The 16,552-nt window shown below is 65.3% G+C and carries 12 protein-coding genes; 6 read left to right on the top strand and 6 right to left on the bottom strand.

Annotation, left to right across the window (positions count from 1 at the left end; genetic code table 11):
* Window positions 1-57: 57 nt before the first annotated feature.
* Window positions 58-1,776, bottom strand: coding sequence for an SGNH/GDSL hydrolase family protein (locus tag ACXJL8_RS04355; RefSeq protein WP_456620728.1), 1,719 nt, complete (start codon window positions 1,774-1,776; stop codon window positions 58-60).
* 294 nt (window positions 1,777-2,070) lie between these two features.
* On the opposite strand from ACXJL8_RS04355, the gene ACXJL8_RS04350 reads away from it, so the two are divergent.
* Window positions 2,071-3,834, top strand: coding sequence for a peroxidase family protein (locus tag ACXJL8_RS04350; RefSeq protein ID WP_456620727.1), 1,764 nt, complete (start codon window positions 2,071-2,073; stop codon window positions 3,832-3,834).
* Window positions 3,835-3,855: 21 nt separating this feature from the next.
* Here the strand turns inward: ACXJL8_RS04350 and ACXJL8_RS04345 are convergent, their stop codons facing one another.
* Window positions 3,856-5,244: a lytic murein transglycosylase gene (locus ACXJL8_RS04345; RefSeq protein ID WP_456620756.1), complete on the bottom strand. Its 1,389-nt coding sequence runs from the start codon at window positions 5,242-5,244 to the stop codon at window positions 3,856-3,858.
* 203 nt (window positions 5,245-5,447) lie between these two features.
* Here ACXJL8_RS04345 and ACXJL8_RS04340 point away from each other — a divergent pair, with 203 nt between their 5' ends.
* A complete protein-coding gene (locus tag ACXJL8_RS04340; protein WP_456684665.1) occupies window positions 5,448-6,323 on the top strand; it encodes a UTP--glucose-1-phosphate uridylyltransferase in 876 nt (291 codons plus the stop codon).
* Between the two features lie 111 nt (window positions 6,324-6,434).
* Here the strand turns inward: ACXJL8_RS04340 and ACXJL8_RS04335 are convergent, their stop codons facing one another.
* Window positions 6,435-7,931, bottom strand: coding sequence for a diguanylate cyclase (locus tag ACXJL8_RS04335; protein WP_456620725.1), 1,497 nt, complete (start codon window positions 7,929-7,931; stop codon window positions 6,435-6,437).
* A gap of 147 nt (window positions 7,932-8,078) precedes the next feature.
* On the opposite strand from ACXJL8_RS04335, the gene ACXJL8_RS04330 reads away from it, so the two are divergent.
* Complete coding sequence (locus ACXJL8_RS04330) at window positions 8,079-8,342, top strand: DUF7662 domain-containing protein (RefSeq protein ID WP_456620724.1); 264 nt, start codon at window positions 8,079-8,081, stop codon at window positions 8,340-8,342.
* Window positions 8,339-8,602, top strand: a complete 264-nt coding sequence (locus tag ACXJL8_RS04325) for a hypothetical protein (RefSeq protein WP_456620723.1) — start codon at window positions 8,339-8,341, stop codon at window positions 8,600-8,602. The genes ACXJL8_RS04330 and ACXJL8_RS04325 overlap by 4 nt, the downstream gene beginning before the upstream one ends.
* Before the next feature lie 539 nt (window positions 8,603-9,141).
* Here the strand turns inward: ACXJL8_RS04325 and ACXJL8_RS04320 are convergent.
* The 3 genes from ACXJL8_RS04320 to metG all read right to left on the bottom strand — a co-directional run bounded on the left by ACXJL8_RS04320 (window position 9,142) and on the right by metG (window position 14,992).
* Window positions 9,142-12,018, bottom strand: a complete 2,877-nt coding sequence (locus ACXJL8_RS04320) for an EAL domain-containing protein (protein ID WP_456684664.1) — start codon at window positions 12,016-12,018, stop codon at window positions 9,142-9,144.
* A 138-nt stretch (window positions 12,019-12,156) separates the two neighbouring features.
* Window positions 12,157-13,155 (bottom strand): NAD(P)H-quinone oxidoreductase, encoded by a 999-nt coding sequence (locus ACXJL8_RS04315; RefSeq protein WP_456620721.1) that lies wholly within the window; start codon window positions 13,153-13,155, stop codon window positions 12,157-12,159.
* A 70-nt stretch (window positions 13,156-13,225) separates the two neighbouring features.
* On the bottom strand, window positions 13,226-14,992 hold the full coding sequence (gene metG, locus ACXJL8_RS04310) for a methionine--tRNA ligase (protein WP_456620720.1): 1,767 nt from the start codon (window positions 14,990-14,992) through the stop codon (window positions 13,226-13,228).
* Window positions 14,993-15,180: 188 nt separating this feature from the next.
* Here metG and ACXJL8_RS04305 point away from each other — a divergent pair, with 188 nt between their 5' ends.
* Together ACXJL8_RS04305 and rcdA are read left to right on the top strand one after the other, a co-directional pair.
* Window positions 15,181-15,372, top strand: coding sequence for a DUF1192 domain-containing protein (locus ACXJL8_RS04305; RefSeq protein WP_456620719.1), 192 nt, complete (start codon window positions 15,181-15,183; stop codon window positions 15,370-15,372).
* Between the two features lie 602 nt (window positions 15,373-15,974).
* Window positions 15,975-16,484: a protease adaptor protein RcdA gene (gene rcdA / locus ACXJL8_RS04300; protein WP_456620718.1), complete on the top strand. Its 510-nt coding sequence runs from the start codon at window positions 15,975-15,977 to the stop codon at window positions 16,482-16,484.
* The last annotated feature ends 68 nt before the right edge of the window (window positions 16,485-16,552 follow it).

Raw genomic sequence — 16,552 nt, 5'->3', positions numbered from 1 at the left:
TCATTCCGGGCTCGCGCTTCGCGCGCCCCGGAATGACATCCCAAATCAGAGATGCAACTACCTGAACATTTCCGCCGATCGCCCGACGTTGCCCGGCGGGCGCGGGATCGCGGGATTGGGATTCGGATTGCGCGGCCCAGGCGCCGGCGCCAATTGACGCGGCGGGGGCGGCGGAGAGCCGAAGCCGAAGAAATCCCGGAATGATGGCGTCGCCTGTGCCGGCTGCTGCTGTGGAGCCGGCGGCTTCTTCGGTGCCAGTTTTGGCGGCGCGATCGCAGCGGCAGCGCCCGGCGTACCGGGAGCAGCAGCCCCGCCGTCAGGCGTCGTCGCTGCCATCGGCGTATCGCCCTTGGCCTGCTCGCGGCCGACCTCGCGGCGCGGCCAGGCATAATCGTCGGCGCGGCCCGCGGGCGCCGCCAGCGGCTCGCCCTTCACCAGCGTCTTCGCGGCGAGCGCATCGACGGCGGCGGGACGCGTGCCCGGTCCGCCCAGCAATTGATCGGTCGAGATCGAGGCCGCAACCAGCGGCACGATCGGACCTGCCAGAGGCCGCGGCGCGGGCTTGCCGGGCTCGGCGCTGGTGTCGGGCGTCGCCGGTTCGCTCGGCAGTGCGATCGGACCGGAGCGTCCGGCAAGCAGGCGCGTGATCTCGCGCTCGACATAGTGGGCGAGCTTGCGCGCGCCGGGCTTGGTGAAATAGACGCCGTCATAGCTGCGGAGCTGGCGGATCTGGCCCTCGAAGTCCGGACCCTTCTGGAGGAAGCGGCCGGCTTCGTCGACAAAGCCGTCCCAGACATCGACATAGGTGATGCCGGCCTTGGCGGCGCCTTCGCGATAGAGCGAATCCAGGAACAGCATGTCGGCGGTGCCCTTCGGTCCGCGGATCGCGGGCAGGCCGACCCAGAGCACCGGCACGCCCTTGCTCTTGAGGACGTTGGCCAGCTCCTCGATCTTCTTGCCGTAGAGCTCGACCCAGCGCTCGTCGCGGAATTCGTAGAGGCCGTTCGGATTGCGCGCCGTCTTCTCCGGTGCGGCCGCGGGCGTATCGGCGTTGTCGGCGTCGTCCTGCGGCAGGTCGGTGTCTACAGGCTTGTCGTCGGGCTTGGCGGCGGTGTCATTGGGCTTGGCGTCGCCCGGCTTTGCTTGCGGCTTGGCGCGGGCACCCTTGTCGTTCTTCTTGTCGTCGTTCTTCTTGTCCGTCGCCTTGTCCGACTTGTCCGCGGCCGGCTCGCGGATCGCGATGCGGTCGTTGAGGCCGAGCATGACGACGATCACGTCGGGCTTCTCGGTCTCGAGGATGCCCTTCGCCGCCGCCGCCCAATCCGAGGGCTCACCCTTCGGCTGGTACTTGATCAGGCCGGACGTGGTCTTGTGCTTGCGGATCACGCCCATGTCGGGCTGCTCGGTGTAGGCGTCTTCCAGGCCGTAGGCGAGCCAGTCGGCCATGGCGTCGCCGATCACCAGCACGTTCTTGTCGGGAACGGTGTCGCGCTTGCTAGGTGCCGGCGCGCGCGAGAAATCCTGGCGCGGCGCTTGCGGCTGTTGCTGCTGGAACGGCGCGAAGAAGTCGCCGCCGAACCATCCGCCGCCACCGCCACCACCGTTCCGCGGCGGCGGTGGGGCCGCCCGCTGCGGCGGGCCGCCGAAACCGGGGAAGTTGAAGAACTGCGCCGAGGCGGGCCCCGCGATCGAGACGAGTATCGCAAGCGCCGTCCCCAGCGCGATCAACGGGCCGGTCTCGGTCAGCGCCTTGAACAGGGACTTCGGCTTCGACATGCGATCTCGGGCCAGCGCAACGGGGTCTGGGACAGGCCCCATATAATACCGGAATCAGGCCGCAAACGGGCAAATTCCATCGCCATAAATCGCGCGATGGGGCCGGCGGTCAAGGCCGATCCGCGCCAAGTCGATGGGAACGGTTACCAGCCACCGGCTGGAAGCCGGGGCGGCGCCGTGATCCACCCACCCAAGTGTGATCCATCTGACAACCTGAGTGATAGTTTCGGTATAAAATCCCCCTGTAATTGCAATTGTTCCATCTCAGCAACGCCAATTTGTGGAGTCTCAGCCATGCAGGACATGACGAAGTCGCGTGCGCAAGCGGAGAAGTTGCTCGACAAGCAAGCGGAGCAGGCCAAGGCGAAGCGGCCGCAGGGCCATGGACGTGCCGAGCGCGGTCTGGACGCGGTGGCCTACCATCCGGAGGGTTTTGGCCGGTTCGGCCGCATGTTCCCCGAACTCGCCCGTGCCCGTTTCGGCGATACGCTGCCGCAGGAGCAGGAGGTCATGAAGGCGATCGCCGCCACCATGATCAAGACCGGCGATCTCGGCGCTCCGATCGACGAGGCCGAGCCGGTGGACGAAAATCCGGCGATCAAGGCAGGCTATACCTATTTCGGCCAGTTCATCGACCACGACATCACCTTCGATCCCGCCTCCGATCTCGACCGTGACAATGATCCCAACGCAACCGAGGATTTCCGCACCGCGCGGCTCGATCTCGATTCCATCTACGGCCGCGGACCGGCGGATCAGCCCTATCTCTACAATCCGGACCTCACCATCAAGCTGGGCTTCGACAAGACGCCGGCCTACCTGAAGGGCAAGAAGCGTTTCGACGTGCAGCGTGCGCCGCGCGACGAGAGCGGCGAAGTCGACGATGCGCATCAGGATTGTCCCCGTGCCATCATCGGCGACAAGCGCAACGACGAGAACAACATCGTCGTGCAGATCCATGCGCTGTGGCAGCGATTTCACAACAAGATCATGCTCGATCTTGCCAAGCCCTCGACCGAGAAGGGAAATGAGCGTCCGGGGATCACGGGCCTTGCGGCTTTCAACACGGCGCAGCGCATCGTGCGTTGGCACTATCAATGGGTCGTGTTGCACGACTTCTTGCGGCGCATCGTCGGGGACAAGATGTTCAACGCCGTCTACAATAGCGGCAAGCCGGACATCCGGTTCTACAAGCCGGAAGCCGCGCGCTATCCGTTCATGCCCGTCGAATTCTCGGTTGCGGCCTATCGGTTCGGTCACTCGATGGTCCGGCCGAGCTATTCGCTGAGCGCGGCGATACCGCATCAGAAGACGAATTCGCTGGACCGGCTGCCGATCTTCAAGGCGAATTTCAGCTGCGACGATGTGCAGAGCCTGAACGGCTTCCGTCCGTTGCCGCCGGAATGGGGCATCGACTGGAGCTTCTTCCTGCCCGACGTGAAAAGCGATCTGCCGAAACCAACCAAGGAGCTCCCGTTCGGAAGCTTCATCCGGCCGCAGCCGGCCTATCGGATCGACTCGATGCTGGTCGACCCGCTGGCTAGTCTGCCCGATCTGCGCAACGAAAGGCCCGATCGCAGGTCTCTGCCAAGCCTGAATCTCCAGCGCGGCATAGCGCTGGGCTTGCCCAGCGGGCAGGCGGTGGCGCGGCGCATGGGGTTGACGCCGCTGACCGACGAGCAGCTCTGGATCGACGAGGGAAACCTGACGGACGAGGCCGCCGTGAAGGCACGCCGCGAGATGTTCAAGGCCAATTTCGCGCAGCTGCATGAGAATGCGCCGCTCTGGTACTACATCTTGCGCGAGGCCGAGCTGACCGATCAGGTCAAAACCTCGTTCGAGGATGACGACAAGAAGAAGCGTACGGCAAAGCTCGGCGGCAGCCGGCTGGGCGACGTCGGCGGCCGCATCGTCGCCGAGGTCCTGATCGGTCTCGTGGTCGCGGACAGCCAGTCCTATCTCGGCCAGGTCCCGAACTGGCGGCCCAAGGTGAAGGACATGTCGGCCCCGGGAGCCAGGTTCGAGCTCTCCGACGTCGTGAACTACGTCGACGCCTGAGCAACGGGAGCGGCGGCGATTTTACCGTCCGCGCAGCCGCTCCAGCGCGTCGGAGGAGGCAAATCCGTCGGCGGGCACCCCGATCGAGGCCTGGAAGTTGCGCAGCGCCTCGCGGGTCTGGCCGCCGAACTGGCCGTCCGGAGTGCCCTTGTAGAAGCCGCGCTGGGCCAGCAGCTGCTGGAGTTCCAGGCGCTCGGTGCGGGACAGCTCCCGTTCCTGCCGCGGCCAGGGCTGCACGAAGGGCTGACCGCCGCGCAGCCGGTCGGCGAAATGGCCGATCGCCAGCGCATAGGCCTCGGCCGGATTGTACTTCATGATGACGCGGTAGTTCTGCAGCATCAGGAAGCCCGGCCCCTGCGCGCCCGCCGGCGCCAGCAGATAGGCTTTCTCCGCCGGATGCGGGAAGGGCTGGCCCGCCGGGCGCTTGAGCCCGAGCTTCTCCCACTGCGCCATCGTCATCGCCTTGGCGCGATCGGCCAGCATGTAGTTGAAGCCCTGCGGCACCACGACCTCGTAACCCCAGGTCTGGCCGGTCTGCCAGCCGTCCTTTTTCAGATTGTTGGCGGTGGAGGCGATCAAATCGGTGGGATTGTCGACGACGTCACGCCTGCCGTCGCCGTCGCCGTCGACGGCAAAGCGCTTGAATGCGGTCGGCATGAACTGGGTCGGGCCGAAGGCGCCGGCCCAGGAGCCACGCAACTGTTCGGGCCGCAGATCGCCGCGGTTGAGGATTTCCAGGCCGGACAGGAATTCGTCCTTGAAATAGGCTTGGCGGCGCCCGATGCAGGCGAGCGTCGCGGTCGATTGCAGCACGCTGCGGTCGCCCATCTGCGTCGAGTAGTTGGACTCGATGCCCCAGATCGAGGCGATGATGTAGCGATCGACGCCATAGGCCTTTTCCGTGGCGTCGAACTGCGCCTTGTACTTGGCGAGGATCTCGCGGCCCTTGGCGAGCCGGTTGTCGTTCACGAGGATGTCGAGATAGTCCCAGATCGACTTGGTGAACTCCGGCTGCGAATCCATCAGGTCCATGATGCGCAGATCGGGCGCAAGCCCCGTGGTGAAGCGCTGAAAGTTCTCCTGCGTGATGCCGCGCCGTGCGGCATCGGGCCACATCGCCGCGACACAATTGTTGAAATTGGAAGCGGCCTCGCGGATCGCGGCCGCGGTCATCAGCGGATGACCGGACGCGCCGTCCTCGCCGCTCCACGGTTGCGCACCTGTCGGCGCGCCGCCGGGCGCGGGTTGTGACGGGGCCGGGTTCGGGCCGGAGAAAATGCCGCCGAACAGGTTCGACAGGCCGTTTTGCGCCTGTGCTTGCGCGCAGGCCGGCAGCAGCAAGGCGGCCGCAGCCAGCGCTACGCCGGTCACGGATCCTGCACGTTTTGCCAGCCCTGCCACTGATTGCATCATGTCCCACCTGTCCGGCCAAAAATCCGCCATCAGGAGGCCCGGTTACGGTTGCCAATAGCCTAACAAAGATGAAATTTTGGTGTCGGCCTTTTTCTCAACTCTGTGAGCGCGAGGCCCCACATCCGCCTTTGTTAGCGGCTGCAAACAAGCTAGCAAGATGCCATTGCTCCGTTCACGTCCTCAGGTATTCGATCGATCCCATGAAAATTCGCAAAGCCGTATTTCCCGTTGCCGGCCTCGGCACCCGCGTCCTGCCCGCCACCAAGGCGATGCCGAAGGAAATGCTGACCATCGTCGACAAGCCGCTGATCCAGTACGTCTATGACGAGGCGAGGGAAGCCGGCATCGAGCACTTCATCTTCGTCACCGGCCGCAACAAGAATGTCATCGAGGATCATTTCGACCGGATGTTCGAGCTCGATGCCACGCTGGCCGCGCGCGGCAAGAAGGCCGAGCAGGACATCCTGGCGCAGAACCAGCCCGACGCCGGCGCCGTCAGCTTCACCCGCCAGCAGGCGCCGCTCGGCCTCGGCCACGCGGTCTGGTGCGCGCGCGACATCGTCGGCAACGAGCCGTTCGCGGTGGTGCTGCCCGACGAGCTCGTGCTCAACTCGCCCGGCTGCCTGAAGCAGATGATCGAGACCGCCGGCAAGCTTGGCGAGAAATCCAATGTGATCGCGGTCGAGGCGGTGCCCGACCATCTCACCCATCAATACGGCATCTGCGGCGTGGGCAAGCGCACCGGCAAGATGTTCGAGGTCGACGGCATGGTCGAGAAGCCGGCCAAGGGCACCGCGCCCTCCAACCTCTCGATCACCGGCCGCTACATCCTCCAGCCGGAGATCTTCAAGATCCTGGAGACCCRGGAGCGCGGCGCCGGCGGCGAGATCCAGCTCACCGACGCCATGATCGGGCTGGCCAGGTCGCAGAAATTCTACGGCGTCGAGTTCGAAGGCGAGCGCCACGATTGCGGCTCCAAGCCCGGCTTCCTCCGCGCCAACATCGCCTACGGCCTGCAGCGGCCCGAACTGCGCGACGGGCTGATCGCGGAGATGAAGAAGTATCTGGGGCAGTGACATCGAAGGCGGACGCCCTCGATGTCATCCCGGGATGGTCCGAAGGACCAGACCCGGGATCTCGAGATTCCAGGTTCGGCTCTTCGAGCCGCCCCGGAATGACAGCCTAGATCACGCCACCAGCGACAGCGTCGGAAGGCTCGCGACCACGGACTGGTTGCGGCCGCCGGCTTTGGCCGCGTAGAGCGCCTTGTCGGCGGCGGCGACCAGGACCGCCCAGTCCATCCCCGTCGTGGGAACGAGACTCGCGACGCCGCAGGAGACGGTCGACGCCGCCTGGTCGTCGGACCAGCCCTGCACCTTGCCGCGGATCGTTTCGGCGGTCTTGAAGGCGTCGGCAGCCGACGTGCCCGGCAGCAGCACGGCGAATTCTTCGCCGCCATAGCGCGCGGCGCAGTCGCCGGCGCGGCGCACCGAGTCGGAAATGCAGATCGCGATGCCGACCAGCACCTGGTCGCCGGCCTGGTGACCGAACGTGTCGTTGTAGGCCTTGAAATGATCGGCATCGATCATCAACAGCGCGACGTGGGTCTTCTGGCGCATGGCGCGCCGCCATTCGACGTCGATCACATGGTCGAACTTGCGGCGGTTGCGCAGGCCCGTCAGCGCGTCCGTCGTCGCCATCTCCTCGAGCCTGCTTTCGGCGTCGGCGCGCCGGCCGATCTCGCGGGCGAGCACGATCGCCGTCCCGAGCACGAACAGCGCGAGCGCCAGGACCACGGCGCCGATGCGGAGCGCCTCCTTCTGCCACAGCGCGAATACGGCGCTCAGGGGCTTGCCCGCCACCACGAACAGCGGATTGGTTCCGCTGCTGCGGACATAGAGCCGCGGGGTGCCGTCGATCGGCCCTTGTCCGGCGAACGCGCTGCCGATCTTCAGATTGTCGGCCTTCCAGACCGGCCGGTCGGCGAGGTTCGTGCCGATCACGTCGAGATCGAACGGCCGCCGCATCATGATGGTGCGGTCGCGCTTGAGCACGGTGATGGTGTCCTCGGGATCGAGGCTCAGCCGCTCGAACAATTCGTGGAAATAGCTGAAGCGGATCGAGCCGGCGACGACGCCGAGAAAGCCGCCGTCGGTGTCGCTGATGCGGCGACTCAGCACGATGGAATAGGCGCCGCGGAACAGCATCGGGCGGCTGATGAACAATCCGGCACTGGGATTGCCGCGATGGACCTTGAAGTAGTCCTCGTCGCCGCGGTTCTCCGGAAGGGGATCGAGCGTGGAGGCGTCGATGGTCAGCCGGCCGTCGGCATCGAACACCTGGATCGCGCCGAAATGCCGTGCCGTGGTCGCATGATCGAACAGGATGAGGTGGCGGATCGATTTCGAGACCGTGGCGATCTCGGGCAGCAGCATGCCGCTGGAAACCGCCTTCAGCGACAGATCGTAGATCTCGATGTTGCGGCTGATGTCGGACTCGATGGTCGTTGCGAGGTTCTCGAGCGTCTGGTGGGCGAGCGCCTCCTCGCCGCGACGCATGTCCAGCATCACGTTGACGAAAATGGCGGAAAAGCCGATCACCGTCACCACGGACGAGACGATCAGCAGCTTCGCCGAAATTCGCCACGGCCGGCGGGCCATGACTTCGCGCCATCCAGACAACATCGTTTGCTCCCGACATTATTGGATGCGCCTGAAAGCTTGAGTAGTGTTTAAATCGGGACGTCGCTGCTGCAATGAGTTAAGAATTGGTTTCCGCGGCTCACGCTTTTGAGCAGGGCCGCGTTCAGGACAAGCGAGCTGAGGACGGCTGTGAGCGATTACGACGCGTTGCGCGACTATCTGATGCGGCACAAGCAGGCCGAATTCGTGCTGACCTTCGAGCAGATCGAGGAGATCATCGGCGCGGCCCTGCCGCGCGCGGCCAATCGCGCCTCGTGGTGGGACAGCCTGCGTAGCCCCGACATCCAGATGCCGCAGCGCGAAGCCTGCCTTGCTGCGGGTTTCAAGGCGATGCGGATGCCGGACGGCCAGAGCGTGCGGTTCACGAAGCTGAAGAGCGACCGGCGTAGGTGATTTCGGGCCGCACGATCCTGCGCTGGCTGAGAGGGATTCTTGGCGTAGCTTTGGTCGGCTTGGGCGTGCTGTTCGCGCTCGCCTTCGAGGCCCGCTACTGGCGCTGGCGCGACTGCTTCAACGAACTCGGCCGCTGCTACGACCCGGTCTCGCAGGATGTGTATCTCGAACAGGCGGGATTGGTGTGGGGCGGTCTTGCCGCGATCTCGCTGCTGGCGGGGTTTTGTTTGGTCGCGGGGCTACGACGCAAGCCAGGGTAGGTCAGCTGGACGCGGTGCGCCGTCGGCGCGAGACGGGGGGCGTTAGCCCAAGTGTGGCACCAAGTGTGGCACCACGGCCTTCATTGGCGATTACGGGGCCAGCGGTCGTCAGCGTCATGGGCTCGTATCAGGCATCTGGTCGCCTGCCGGTCGCAGGCGCGCACGCATGTGTTCTGGCGCCCTCGAACGTCACCGGCCCCGCCGGTGTAGTCGGCACATGTGCCGAGGCAATTTGCGCTTCGATCCTCGCATCGTGCGGCTGTCACTGCTTCGGCCGATGAGGCGAGGAACACTCCGGTGCCGATGAGGGTGATCGCGTAGAAAACGTGCCGGGTCATCCGTGACTCCTGAGAAAGACAGCGGCGAGCCCAGTGACCTCGATGACGAAGCCGTTCTGGATCGAATGCTGCGCGCCATCTTTCATGGTGGTCGAGCAGGGTCTATTGATCTGGATCAAGCCCGGCATCAGCGCGCCGGTGCGGCACCCCGCTCGCTTTGCGAGCGACTCGTTCCGGGAGGAGAGCGCAAGAAGACAGGCGCTAGCTCGCCGCTTCCAGCCGCACTTCCGTCAGGAGCCGCATCGCCGCGTCGGCGTCCATCGGCTCGCCGAAGGCAAAGCCCTGCGCGTATTCGCAGCCCATCTGGTAGAGCTCGACCGCGTCGGAATCGGTCTCGGCGCCTTCCGCCACCACGTCCATGCCGAGGTCGTGCGCGAGCGCGATGATCGACTTCAGGATCACCGGACGGGTGCCGCGGTTGGTGGTGCGCACGAACGACTGGTCGATCTTGATGGTGTCGAACGGGAAGCGCTGGAGATAGGCCAGCGAGGAATGGCCGGTGCCGAAATCGTCGAGCGACAGGCCGGTGCCGAGCTCGCGGATCCGCGTCAGCATCTGCGCCGCGTGCTCCGGGTTCTCCATCACCAGCGATTCCGTCAGCTCCAGCTTCAGCGTGCCGCGCGCCACCGACGAGCGCGACAGCACGGTGCGGATGTCGTGGATCAGATCGTGGCGCAGCAATTGCCGCGACGAGACGTTGACGGATGCGAAGATCGGCTCGCGCGAGCGCATCGCGCGCTGCCAGATCGCGAGCTGCTTGGCGGTCTGGTCAAGCACGAACATGCCGAGGTCGACGATCAGGCCGGTCTCTTCCGCGATGGTGATGAATTCCGACGGCGCCATGCGCCCGAGCTTGGGATGATCCCAGCGCGRCAGCGCCTCGAAGCCGGCGATGGAGCGATCCTCGAGCCGCACGATCGGCTGGTACAGGATGGTGAGCTCCTGGCGCTCGATGGCGCGGCGCAGCTCGCTCTCCAGCGTCAGGCGGTCGGTCTTGCGGGCGCGCATCGCCGGCTTGTAGACGTCGATGCGGTCGCCGCCGATGCGCTTGGAATGATACATCGCCAGCTCAGCGTCCTTGATGATCTCGTCAGTCAATTGGGTCTGCGGATCGGACAAGGCGAGGCCGATCGAGGCCGTGAGAAAAATCTCGCGGTCGTTGAAGGCGATCGGCGCGCGGATGGTCTTGCGGATGGTCTCGGCGAAGGCGGTGATGCGGGCGGGATCCTGCTCCGAGAGCAGGATCAGGCCGAACTGGTCGCCGGCCATCCGCGCCAGCGTGTCCTGCGGCTTCAGGATGCGGGTGAGGCGGCGGGCGAGCGTGAGCAGGATGGAATCGCCGACCGCGATGCCGACGGAATCGTTGACCTGCTTGAAGCGGTCGAGGTCGATCACCATCAGCGTCGGCCGCAGCGTCGGCATCGACTTGGCGAAATGCGCGACCGCACCCAGCCGGTCCATGAACAGCTTGCGGTTGGGCAGGCCGGTGAGGTTGTCATGCACGGAATCGTGCAGCAGGCGCTCCTCGGCGTTGCGCAGCTCGGTGACGTCGGTGAGGGTGCCGACCACGCGCGAGACCTCGCCGTCGGAGCCGACCACCGGGCGCGCCTTCAGCGCGAACCACATGAAATGACCGTCGGGGGTGCGCAGGCGGAAATCCTGCACCAGGCGGCCGCGGCGCTGGTCGAGCACGCTGTCGAGCGCGGCGCGGAAGCGGTCCTGGTCGAGCGGATGCAGCACCTCGAGCCACGACGCGGCCGGGCCTTCCAGCGTGCCGCGCTTCAGCCCGAGCAGGGCCTCGGTCTCCGGGCTGGTGAAGACCTTGTCGGCGGAAACGTCCCAGTCCCAGATCAGATCGCCGGAACCAGCCAGCGCCAGCGCCCGCCGCTCGATGTCGGACACGACGCCGGTGGTGGCGCCGCCGCCGGCAAAGGCGTGCTGCATGACCGTGAACCCGATCAGCATCACGATCAGCACGAGGCCGCCGAGCAGCGCGGGGCCGACGATGTCGTTGGTGACTGAGCCCGCGACCGTCATGCCGGCCGCGATCACCCAGACCACCAGCAGGAACCAGGTCGGGATCAGCAGCACAGCGCGATCGAAGCCGTGGGTCGAGAGATAGACGATCAGCGCGAAGCCGGCGAAGGCGATCAGCACCAGGGAGATGCGCGCGATGCCGGAGGCGACCGCCGGGTCGAACAGAGCGAGCGCCACCAGCGAGCCGAGGAAGGCGAGCCAGCCCACCGTGATGTGCGAATAGCGCACATGCCAGCGGCTCAAATTGAGATAGGCGAACAGGAACACCAGCAGCGTCGCCGCCAGGATCGCTTCACCCGCCGCGCGCCAGATGCGCTCGGCGTTGTTCGACATGTCGAGCACCTTGCCCCAGAAGCCGAAATCGACGCCGATATAGACCAGCACCGCCCAGGCCAGCGCCGCGGCCGCCGGGAACATGATGCTGCCCTTGACGACGAACAGGATGGTGAGCACCAGAGCCAAAAGCCCGGAGATGCCGATCACGATGCCCTGGTACAGCGTGAACGAGTTGACCTTGTCCTTGTAGGCCTCCGGCTCCCACAGATAGAGCTGCGGCAGCTTGTCGGTGCGCAGTTCCGCGACGAAGGTGATGACGGCGCCGGGGTCGAGCGTGATGCGGAAGACGTCGGCGGTCGGGCTTTCCTGCCGCTCCGGCCGGTCGCCGGTGGACGGCGTGATGGTCGCGATGCGCGACAGCCCGAGGTCGGGCCACAGCAGGCCCGAGGACACGATGCGGTAGTGCGGGGCGACAATCAGACGGTCGAGCTGGTCGTCGGTGTTGTTGGCGAGCGCGAACACCACCCAGTTCTGGCCGCCTTCGCGGGCGCGCACCTCGATGCGGCGGACGATGCCGTCGGTGCCCGGCGCGGTCGAGACCTGGATGCGGTCGGCATCACTGCGCTGGTGCTCGAGCACGCTGGTGAGGTCGATCGCGGGCGCGTCGCCGCGAACGCTGACAGCGTCGAGCGCGCGTGCAGGCGACGCGGCGACAAGAATCATGAGGCCCAGCGCGATGGGCGCGAGGCACCTGATCAGACGCAAGGTCAGTTCTCCGCGTTCGACGCAAACTCTGTGTGCAAGGCGATTTCCGACCGGACGAAAGTGGTTCGGCGCGCTGCGATAGATGCCACGAAAGCGAGGAAAATCAAAGGGTTTCCGCCTTGCCTGTGGGTCAGAGGCCTAGACCTCCAACACAATTTTGCCAATATGTGCGCTGGTTTCCATGCGCCGGTGTGCGTCGGATGCCTTTTCCAGCGGGAAAGTGCTGTCCATGAGCGGTTTGACGCGGCCTTCGCGCAAAAGCGGCATCACTTTCGCCTCGATCGCGGCCACCATCGCCGCCTTATCCGCATTAGTACGGGGGCGCAGCGTGGACCCGGTATGGGTCAGGCGCTTCACCATCACCTTGGCGATATTGACGTTGACCTTGGGGCCATTGAGCGTCGCGATCTGCACGATGCGGCCGTCGACCGCGGCGGCGTCGTAATTGCGATCGACATAGTCGCCGGCGACCATGTCGAGGATCAGATTTGCGCCGGCATTGTTGGTCTCCGCCTTGACCACGGCGACGAAGTCCTCGGTCTTGTAGTTGATGGCGCGGTCGGCCCCCAGCTTGAGGCAGGCTTCGGCCTTGTCGGCGCCGCCGACGGTGACGATCACCTTGGCGCCGAACGCTTTCGCAAGCTGGATCGCCATGGTGCCGATGCCGGAGGAGCCGCCATGGATCAGCAGCGTCTCGCCGGCCTTCAGCCCGCCGCGCTCGAACACATTGTGCCAGACCGTCATCAAGGTTTCCGGCAGCGCGCCGGCTTCCTTGATCGACAGCGCAGGCGGCACACTCATGGCCTGGGCATCCTGGGCGATGCAGTACTGCGCGTAGCCGCCGCCGGCGACGAGCGACATCACCTTGTCGCCGATCTTGTGCCGCTTGGCATTGCTGCCCACCGCCACCACTTCACCCGCGATCTCGAGGCCGGGCAGGTCGCTGGCGCCGGGCGGCGGCGGATAGGCGCCGGAGCGCTGCGCCACGTCGGGCCGGTTGACGCCCGCGGCCTGCACCCTGACCAGGATCTCGTCGGGGCCGGGTTGCGGCAGTGCGCGTTGTTCCGGCACCAGCACCTCCGGTCCGCCGGGCTTGGAGATGGCGACCACGGTCATTTGCGCGGGCAGCTTGTCCATGATTTGTCCTTGGCCACATGTTGAGGGTTGGCGGTTCACATATCGCCTTTTCCGCCGAAGTGAAACGCCATTAAACGCCAAACCGCGCCGCCAGATGGCCGGCTTTGTGCGGGTCGATTTTTTCGACCAGCGGACCGAGCTGCGCGACCGGCGTGCCGGCACCGCCATCGAGCAGCGCGGTGAGCGGGCCATCTGGCCAGCACGGGATGGCGACTTCGCGGCCGAAGGCGCGCAGCACGCGATCGGCCAAATGAGGGATGATGCTCCAGGCGAGCACTGCGCAGATGCGCACCAGATTGAGCCCGGTCCGCGTCACCACGGCCGCGCGAGGTGGATCGGACCTGAGCTGCGCCCATGGCGCTGAGTGCTGCAGATAGGCGTTTGCCGCGTCCCAGATCGTGCGGGTTGCGGCCGCTGCGGCGCGGAATTCCAGTGCCTCGTGATGCCGGCGGAGCGAGGCGATGCGTCGCTCCAGGTCGTGCGCCAGCGCTTGCTCGGCTTCATCGGGCGTGCCGCCGGCAGGGATGCGGCCATCGAAGGCGTGATGGGTGAAGCTGACGATGCGATTGACGAGATTGCCGAAGATGTCGGCGAGATCCTTGTTCACATCGGAGGCGAATTTCGCGACGCTGAAATCGGTATCGGCGCTCTCGGGCGCATTGGCGATCAGCCACCAGCGCCAGAGATCGGCCGGCAATTCCTCCAGCGCAGCGTCGGTGAAGATTCCGCGATTGCGGCTGGTGCTGAACTTTCCGCCTTCGTAATTCAGCCAGTGCAGTCCCTTGATCACGTCGACCGTCTTCCACGGCTCGCCGGAGCCGATCAGGGTCGCGGGAAAACTGACGGTGTGAAACGCGATGTTGTCCTTGCCGAGAAACTGGATGTAGCTGACGTCGTTGGCCTGCCACCACCATTGTCGCCAGTCGCGGCCCGCATCGGCGGCCGCCCATTCCTGCGTCGCAGCGATGTAGCCGATCGGCGCGTCGAACCAGACGTAGAAGACCTTGTCCTCGAATCCCTCGCGCGGGACCGGAATACCCCAGGCCAGATCGCGCGTGATGCAGCGATCGCGCAAGTCTGCGGTCAACCAGCTTTTTGCGGTCGACACCACGAAAGACGGCCAGCCGGCGCGGCTGTCGATCCAGGCGATCAGGTTTTCGATGAGGCGCGACTGCCGCAGGAACAGATGGCGGCTGTTGCGGATTTCGAGTGCGCGATCGCCGGACAACGCGGATCGCGGCTCGATCAGCTCCGGCGGATCGAGCAGCGTACCGCAACGGTCGCATTGGTCGCCGCGCGCAGATGTGTCGCCGCAATGCGGGCAGGTGCCGAGCACGTAGCGGTCGGGCAGGTAGCGCTGATCGACCGGCGACCAGACTTGCTGCAGCTCGCGCGCCTCGATCAATCCGGCCGCCTCGAGCTTGCGAAAGAAGTGCTGCGTCAGCGCGTGATTTTGCGGCGAGCTGGTTCGTCCGAAGTGATCGAAGGACAGGCCGAAGCGGCGGTAGATGTCGGCCTGAACGGCGTGCTGGGCATCGCAGAAGGCCCGGACGTCCTGGCGGGCCTGGATGGCGCCGAGCTCGGCGGGTGTGCCGTGCTCGTCGGTCGCGCAGATGAAGAGCACGTCGTCGCCGACCTGCCGGCGGAAGCGGGCGTGGACATCGGCAGGCAGGAGCGAGCCTGCGAGATTGCCGAGATGCTTGACGCCGTTCACATAGGGAAGGGCGCTGGTGATGAGAAATTTGGTCATGGGTGCGGTCTTTCGCGTTTGGTGATGCCGACCGGTGAAAATCAAAAAGCCCTCCCGCGTGATCGGAAGGGCTTGGGGTCGGCTCATGCCTTGCGCGCGTGGACGCGCACTATCCCGTCCGGTCAGACTCCTTGCGGTCGGGCCGGGGCATTCGCGTCAGATGTTGCGCGCACACGAAAGTCACTGCAAAATTCTCCTCGCGTGAACATGGATATCACCTCGGGGTTGAAGACGCCAGATCGGCGGGCCTCGGAACCTGGTTGCCGGGAGGACACATGCCGACGGAAGACGACGACCGCCCGCGCAAGAAGATCAGCCACGAGATAGGACAGGATCTCTCACTGTTGTCGGTGGAGGAACTGACCGAGCGCGTCGCCCTGCTCAAGACCGAAATCGCAAGGCTCGAGGAAGCCGCCACCAGGAAGCGCGCCTCGCGCGATGCCGCGAACAGCATCTTCAAGTCGTAGCAAATCGGCAGAGGGGCGCGACCCGCTTCCACGGCGTCATGGCCGGGCTTGTCGCGGCCATCGGACAGATTTGTTTCGCTATGCGCCGAATTTCCTCCGTCGTCATTCCGGGGCGGCGCGGAGCGCCGARCCCGGAATCCATAACCACAGGCAGTTGAAACGGGCAGGCTGATAGAGCCGGGCCGCTGCGTCCGCCTGTGGCTATGGATTCCGGGCTCGCGCTTTGCGCCCCCCGGAATGACGGCGGAAAGTTTGTTCCGCACCGCACTCGGCCACTGACCGACATGGCTAACGAACCCTCAAAATAATCGTTCGTTTACTCCCGATTAAGCTTTCGGGTTTATGACTGGAACTGTCCTCGTTTGGACACCGAGTGGCTCCTGTCCACTCTGTTTGACGCCTCCCTGTTATCAACTTTCAAAGCCGCCGGTTTTCCGGCGGCTCTTTTTTGCCTCTCTTTGCGGTTGAATTCCGAGGAAAGACCCGCGGAAACCATATCCGCGCTTGTCGCTGGACTCCGCGCTCCCAGCGCGCAATGATTTGTTCATCATAAGCCGGCGCCAAAGCCGGGTGGGTAAACAGTTGCGTAAGGGGCGTTAACCATGGAACGTTTGCAAGCCGACGGCGCTCTCGTTCAACTCAGCGAGCGGTTCACCAATTCTGCGGCCTTCGGCGCCCTGTTCCGCGAAGGCATGGACCTGGTCGAAGAGACCGCAGCCTATCTCGACGGCGCCGGCCGCGCCGAGGCCAAAGCGCTCGATCGGGCCGTCAGCCTCACCTATGCGACCGAGAGCATGCGCCTCACCACCCGCCTGATGCAGCTCGCCTCGTGGCTGCTGCTGCACCGCGCGGTGAAGGAAGGCGAGATGACGCTCGGCCAGGCCAACCGCGAAAAGACCAAGGTCAAGCTCTCGGCGGCCGATCCCGGCCCCGCCGACACCATCGAGAAGCTGCCGTCGCAGCTGCAGGAGCTGATCCATCGCTCGATGAGCCTCCAGACCCGCGTGCGCCGTCTGGACACCACCATCCACACCCCGCCGACCGATCACGTGGCAATCGGCAACCCGCTGGTGCCGCACCTCAACGCGCTGAAGGCGGCGTTCGAGCGGTAAGCGATTTCGTCATTCCGGGGCGATGCGAAGCATCGAACCCGGAATCTCGAGATTCCGGGTTCGGCTCT

This window comes from Bradyrhizobium sp. P5_C11_2, assembly GCF_054049755.1.
Note: the sequence above shows the minus strand (reverse complement) of the source record. Positions and strands in the feature narration are given on the sequence as shown.